This window comes from Paracidobacterium acidisoli (assembly GCF_003428625.2).
Lineage (GTDB): Bacteria > Acidobacteriota > Terriglobia > Terriglobales > Acidobacteriaceae > Paracidobacterium > Paracidobacterium acidisoli.
Genome location: NZ_QVQT02000005.1, coordinates 509,026 through 515,307 on the forward strand (window position 1 = coordinate 509,026; position 6,282 = coordinate 515,307).

Below are 6,282 nucleotides of genomic sequence, written 5' to 3' on the forward strand. Positions count from 1 at the left end.
CCGGGGTTGAAAACAGCACTGTCTACTTTGTGGTTGTGTCCTGTGCAGTTGGCAGGTCCGGTTGCTGCGGATTGCTGATCAGCTTCCCGATGAGATCCGCAGGAAGGGTAGCAGTAAGAACGGCGCGATTCTTCCGATGCACAATCTGGGCACTTGCAAGCATTGCGCGTACGTCAGGATCTCCGAGGCTGCCTGTTGCCGTGCTGTCAGCAGCACGAACGAACGAAAGAATAGCCTGCAGAGCCTGTGCAGCGCCGGCAGCGGCAGCATCGCTCGGAGCGATATCTTCAATCCGCAAATGGATTCTGCCCACCCAGCTCAGCGATGCGATAAAGGTGGAATCTGCGGCAAGAGGAAGCCGCATACCAAGCACACTCACGCCGCCATTGTCGCTGAGAGGCAGAGCGATCTGGCCTATACCCCACGCAAAAGAAAGCAGCGGTACATCGGAATAATGCTCGGCGAGAAGTGAGGAGCCGGAAAAGGGTAGTGCAGCGGTGCGATATCGATCCAGCATGGAATGGATCTGTTCAGCTGTTGGTGCATTGCTGGCGGCAACGATGTCGTAACCAATTACAGCAACCCGCACGGTCCGGCTATCGCTCGGAATGCTGTAAATTGTGTGGCCGGCATAGGTTTCCTGAGAAGCAGCTGCTGAGGAAAGCCACTTCATGAGGCGGCGGCCATCGAAGTGGCCAACAAAGACCTCAGAAAAAGCGACGGCTCCATTCGGGCCTTTAGGGTTGGGCATGCGGTGAAGCGCAAAAGCCGCTTCATCAATATCACGCTCAAAAACTATGCCCGTGGCATCAATGAAGCGCTGATAGTCAGGGCTGTGGGCCACCGGATGCTGTTCGAAGTGGGTGCGCGCCCGCAGAGGGCGAAGGTTCAGATAAACAATGCCTTCGGATTCAGGCAGAAGACGGGCAGCCTCAGGTGGCGCGATCCTGCGAAGGTAAATAGCTCCTGCAAGCAGCAGCAGAACAACGATGACAACGGCGATGGTGATTCTGGTGCGACGGTGCATACGGGCTGTCTTTTATCTTCTCATTTGAGACAGGAGGCGGAGCTTTAGCCCTGCCCGCAGGGTTTTTACAGGACGCCCAGAATATTATTAATAAGGAAATTCCATTAACTACAAAATAAATACAAGATAATTAATTGACAACCAATACATGAAACAGGTACAAAGCTGGCTGTGGAAACGATACCATCAATTGATTAATGAATATGGTATCGATTCCGCCTCAATCCCCGGAGGCTAAATGTTCACTTATTTGAAGGCCAGTCGTTTATCTTCCTTACAAACATTGATGCTGGCGTTGTTGCTGGCATTCATTTTTCCCTTTCTTTCGCCCTATGCATTTGGTCAGGCGGATACCTCTGCGGTATCCGGCACGGTTACGGATCCAAGCGGAGCAGTGATCCCGAAAGCGAAGGTGACAGCCCATAACGATGCGACCGGAGCTGACCGCACAGCCCTGACCAATGGCAGTGGGTATTACACCGTTACAAACCTGCCGACTGGTGTTTACACCATCCGCGTGGAAGCATCGGGATTTCAGACCGCAGTATTAAGCGGCAATCGGCTCGATCCGAATATCGGTAGCAGAGTCGATGCATCGCTGAAGACCGGAAGCACAAGCAGCACCGTAACGGTAGAGGCGGATGCCAATGTTCTGCAGACAGAGTCCGCGGCGGCGGGACAGCTGGTAACGAGTGATCAGGTCAAAACGATTCAGCTGAATGGACGTAACCCGCTGTACTTGTCTCAACTGGAACCTGGTGTGACACGTAACGCATCCATCTCCGCATTCAATTTCTCCCCGGATTTCAGTGGCCCGACGATCAATGGAGCGCGCTCGAATGAAAGTGTCCTGACGCTGGATGGAGCGCCGATGGTGCGGACGCGGGCTGACGGCACACAAGTCGGTGTAGCCGATGTGGATTCGACTTCCCAGGTACAGATTCTGACCACGGGGTATCCGGCAGAATACGGTGGAACCTCCGGTGGCCAGATTCGTATGGTGCCCAAGAGCGGGACAGGCACGTATCACGGAACCGTATATGAATATCTGCGCAATTCGTTTTTCAATGCGAACACCTGGGCAGGGAATGACTCGAATCAGCCCTCGATCGCAGACCATCCTCCGGCATTCCGATATAACCAGTTTGGCTGGAACCTGAATGGACCGGTGACGATTCCACATCATTTCAACACGTCGCGCCAGAAACTCTTCTTCCTCGCAGGTCAGGAGTATATCCGCTACCGGCAGTCACCCACGAAGACCGGAATTGTGCCTACGACGCTGATGCGTCAGGGCAACTTCAGCGAGTTGCTTGCGCCGAATATTTTTTACAAGAATCCAGTGCAGCTGGTGGATCCGAACACCGGGCAGGACTATCCGAACAACAACATCACGAACGGTCTCAGTCCGAATGGTCTGGCGCTGTTGAATGCCTATCCGGCGCCGAATGCTAATAATTCCGGCTTTAACTGGCAGGAAGAGGCTGCCTATCCGCAGAACCAGCGGAAGGACACTCTGGTGATCGACTACATTCCCGCCGACGCGCACCACCTGCGCTTCTCTCTGCTCAACTACAACTATTACCAGGATAACCCCTTCGCGGGGAACTTTGACCGCACGCCACAGATATGGAACTGGCCGAATCAGGTGGCGGTGCTGCATTACACGTGGACGATTAACCCTACTACGGTAAATGAAGCCACCTTCTCTGCTTCTGCAGATCATGTGACTATCACCGACGACCTGACGAGTGGACGGTACAACCGCACAAATTACGGTATTAACTACCCGTACATTTATCCGGCCAGCCAGAAGCTGATTCAGGACAAGATTCCGACGATCGAGATCGCCAATTTCACAACGCTGGACGGCGGTCCTTATCCGTCGCACTCGGGTGGTCCGATCTTCAACCTGATGGACAATTTCACCAAAGTGATCGGTACCCACACACTGAAGGCAGGAGTGCTATGGCAGTATTCGGGCGAAAACAACTTTGACCAGATCAGCGTAAGCAGCACGACACCGGGATCGACGAATAATCAAAACGGTCAGTTTATCTTTACCGACACGCGCACCGGTCATCCGACATCGAATGCCGCGGTAGGCAATGCGGCACTGGGACTATTCGATACCTATGGGGAGATCGGTCAGAAATCCTATACGTTGTTCCGCGGCAACATGTGGGAAGGTTTCGTGCAGGATTCCTGGCAGGCCACTTCGAAGGCCGTCGTGGAGTTTGGTGTGCGTTACAGCGTGATGCAGCCGTATTACGCACCGTGGGGTAATCAGTCGGTCTTTTCCCAGTCCTCATGGGACCCTGCTCTTGCGCCAAATGTAGACCCCAATACCGGCGCGCTTTCCGGAGGGGATCCGCTGAATGGTGTCGTGATTCCTGGCAGCCATTTTCCCAGTGCGGCGAAGGGGCATGTTCCGGACTCTATTATTGGTGGTCAGTACAACCGGCTCTTCCGTGGATTCGGACGCGGCTACTCAAAAACGACGTGGACGAATATTCAGCCACGCGTAGGCTTCACCTGGCAGGTAGCTCCCCTGACGGTCTTCCGTATCGGCGGTGGACGGTTTGTTCAGCGTCTTGGCATCAGTGATCAGGTGCAGCTCGGCGGCAATGCTCCTTTTCAGCCGAGCTCAACGGTCACGGCGGGCAGTGTTGATAATCCAGGAGCGGCAGGATTGAACTCGCTGCCATTGTCTCTTTCATCGCAGGCATACATTTTTCCCGACCCGAATGCCTGGGCGTGGAATGTGGCTGTGGAGCAGGAAATTCCGGACTTTGCCACTTTCACTATTCAATATGTGGGCCGCAGAGGGCTGCACCTGTCGCAGCTGGAGAACGTAAACCAGCTTCGTCCCGGTACAGTACAGGCGAATCCCGGGGTGAAAGCGCCCGATGCACTGCGCCCATATCGTGGGTTTTCGGCCATCCTTGAGGACTCAAACCGCGGCAGTTCGATCTATCACGCTATGCAGATCGATCTGAAACGCCGCATGACGAAAAACCTTCTCTTTGGTGTGGCATACACATGGTCGAAGAGCATGGATTTCGGATCAAGCACCGGCTATGAGCTGCCGAACATGTATGACGCCTCTCCGAACTATGGTCCCAGCGATTTCGACATCCGCAATGTGCTGGTGGTGAATTATGTATGGGATATCCCTTATGGCTCGCATCTGAGCAACCGGTTCGAGCGCGGTGCGTTCGGCAACTGGGAGATCTCGGGCACAACACAGGCGCAGTCAGGAGAACCATTTTCGGTGGGCACCGGAGATGACTTTGCAGGAGTCGGCCCGGCGGCCGGCGAACAGTTGTGGGTGATGACGAAGAAGCCAACGGTCTTCAAAAACTTCGTGGGTCACGGAAACGGCTATTGGTTTGATCCGACGGCGTTTGCGCCACCGGCTCCCGGTACACTGGCGCCGCGTGGTACTCGCAATGAGATCTATTCCCCGGGATTTCAGAGCTGGAATATTGCGATGCTGAAGAGCTTCCATGTCATTCCGGGGCACGACAATCATGTACTGGCCTTCAAGGCGGAGGCGTTCAACTTTACGAACCATCCAAACTTTGATACGCCATCCAATGATTCTGGTATGGATAATCCCACCAGCGGCACATTTGGACAGGTCACCCAGAAGGGAAATACCTATGCATCGGATCGCGAACTGCAGTTCAGTCTGCGATACGAATTCTGATTCTGTGCAGCCGATCCGGAGACCCTTCTGCTGGTCAGCGTGGAAGGTAGGTGGTATTGCTCCGGAAGAGCTCTTCGGTACGCATCTGCCGGCTCCGAAAGGGGTCGGCAGCGCATTGCGGAGCGCCTCAGCGTGTGCTAATCTTCCTTTCGTATGCCCTCCGGTTTTTGATGCTTTCGTGTGTTCTGAATCGACAGGGATAAGTGGTTTCGAGCTGGCGTAGCTCAGCTGGTAGAGCATCTGATTTGTAATCAGACGGTCGGGGGTTCAAGTCCCTTCGCCAGCTCCAGACTTTCCAGTAAGGAACGGGTTGTAGCAGGGGAAGTCGGTCACCCTCCGCAGCGAATTTCCTGACCAGCGCATGTTTTTTTACCGGATTTTTGATCCGGCATGCTGGCAGGTGTCCTGACGCGGGTGTTTCGATGGCTTTTCCCGGAGAATGGCGGTTTTCGCCGATCTCCGGAACGGGATGCACAGGTGGCCGAGTGGTTAATGGCAGCAGACTGTAAATCTGCCGCTCCTTGGAGCTACGGAGGTTCGAATCCTCCCCTGTGCACCAACGATTGTTTTTGGGTGGATGTAGTGAGGTGCCGGAGATGCAGGTCAAGGGCGGAAAGCGCAAGTGGATCGCGCTCGCCGGCTTGGCGATTCTGGCGGGTTTGGCCTGGAGCACAATGGATGCGGGGAAGTTTCGCATCCTGGTGATGGTGCTGCTGGGTGGGTTCGCGCTTCGGGTGCTGCTGACGCGGGGGCGTTCGCAGTACGATGAAGCGGAGCGGGCGGAAGAACAGGGTTTGTAGTTGCTGTACAGGCTGATGTAGCTCAGTTGGTAGAGCACTCCCTTGGTAAGGGAGAGGTCACCGGTTCAATCCCGGTCATCAGCTCCAGTTTTTTCAGCGGGGCAGTGAGCAGGCTGGCCTGCTGTCGCCAAAAGCGGGCTGACCTGCTGGGTAATGCGGGAGTAACTCAGTGGTAGAGTCACAGCCTTCCAAGCTGTTGGTCGCGGGTTCGATTCCCGTCTCCCGCTCCACGATGAAATTGAGGGATGCGCGGCCAGTTGAAGACGGCCGCCGGCGGAGAAAATGACGTTTGAGCAGGCAGTGCTTCCGATACAGGACGAGAAGACCTTTGCCGAAGTACGGCGGGCTCTTGCCGATACCTTTACCGCTTCGCGTGTAACGAATTTTCTTCGGAAGGTGACACGAGCAAAGCTGCGGGTTCGGCAATTTGAGGCAATCCTTGAGAATGGGTTTCTGGGTGCGGAAATGCCTGCGAAATACGCAGCGCTGAGCGATGCGGATCGTGGCCAGGTGCGAGAACAGTATCTGCGGCGGGTAGAGCAGGTGGCTCCTGAGCTGCGTGCAAAGTTTTTGAAGGTATACGCGTACTACTGAGGCGCGACAGGTTTACAGGCAGTCATTTGATAGATTTGCCGACCAATTTTGCAACAGGGAGAGTAAGCGATGGCGAAGGAGAAGTTTGACCGTAGTAAGCCGCATGTGAATGTGGGGACGATCGGTCATATTGATCACGGGAAGACGAC

At 54.8% G+C, this 6,282-nt stretch carries 4 protein-coding genes and 4 tRNA genes; 7 read left to right on the forward strand and 1 reads right to left on the reverse strand.

What is annotated here, in order from left to right:
* Positions 1-22: 22 nt before the first annotated feature.
* Positions 23-1,027, reverse strand: coding sequence for a hypothetical protein (locus D0Y96_RS16055; RefSeq protein WP_117301885.1), 1,005 nt, complete (start codon positions 1,025-1,027; stop codon positions 23-25).
* A 286-nt stretch (positions 1,028-1,313) separates the two neighbouring features.
* Here D0Y96_RS16055 and D0Y96_RS16060 point away from each other — a divergent pair, with 286 nt between their 5' ends.
* The 7 genes from D0Y96_RS16060 to D0Y96_RS16090 all read left to right on the forward strand — a co-directional run bounded on the left by D0Y96_RS16060 (position 1,314) and on the right by D0Y96_RS16090 (position 6,133).
* A complete protein-coding gene (locus D0Y96_RS16060) occupies positions 1,314-4,739 on the forward strand; it encodes a TonB-dependent receptor (RefSeq protein WP_199480393.1) in 3,426 nt (1,141 codons plus the stop codon).
* A gap of 213 nt (positions 4,740-4,952) precedes the next feature.
* Positions 4,953-5,028: transfer RNA gene (locus tag D0Y96_RS16065), tRNA-Thr, on the forward strand.
* Positions 5,029-5,210: 182 nt separating this feature from the next.
* Positions 5,211-5,298: transfer RNA gene (locus tag D0Y96_RS16070), tRNA-Tyr, on the forward strand.
* Entirely contained in the window at positions 5,291-5,539 is a 249-nt protein-coding gene (locus D0Y96_RS16075) for a hypothetical protein (protein ID WP_252263833.1), read from the forward strand. The genes D0Y96_RS16070 and D0Y96_RS16075 overlap by 8 nt, the downstream gene beginning before the upstream one ends.
* A gap of 11 nt (positions 5,540-5,550) precedes the next feature.
* Positions 5,551-5,626 (forward strand) — tRNA-Thr (locus D0Y96_RS16080).
* Positions 5,627-5,694: 68 nt separating this feature from the next.
* Positions 5,695-5,769: transfer RNA gene (locus D0Y96_RS16085), tRNA-Gly, on the forward strand.
* A 52-nt stretch (positions 5,770-5,821) separates the two neighbouring features.
* On the forward strand, positions 5,822-6,133 hold the full coding sequence (locus D0Y96_RS16090; protein ID WP_117301891.1) for a hypothetical protein: 312 nt from the start codon (positions 5,822-5,824) through the stop codon (positions 6,131-6,133).
* Positions 6,134-6,282: the final 149 nt, after the last annotated feature.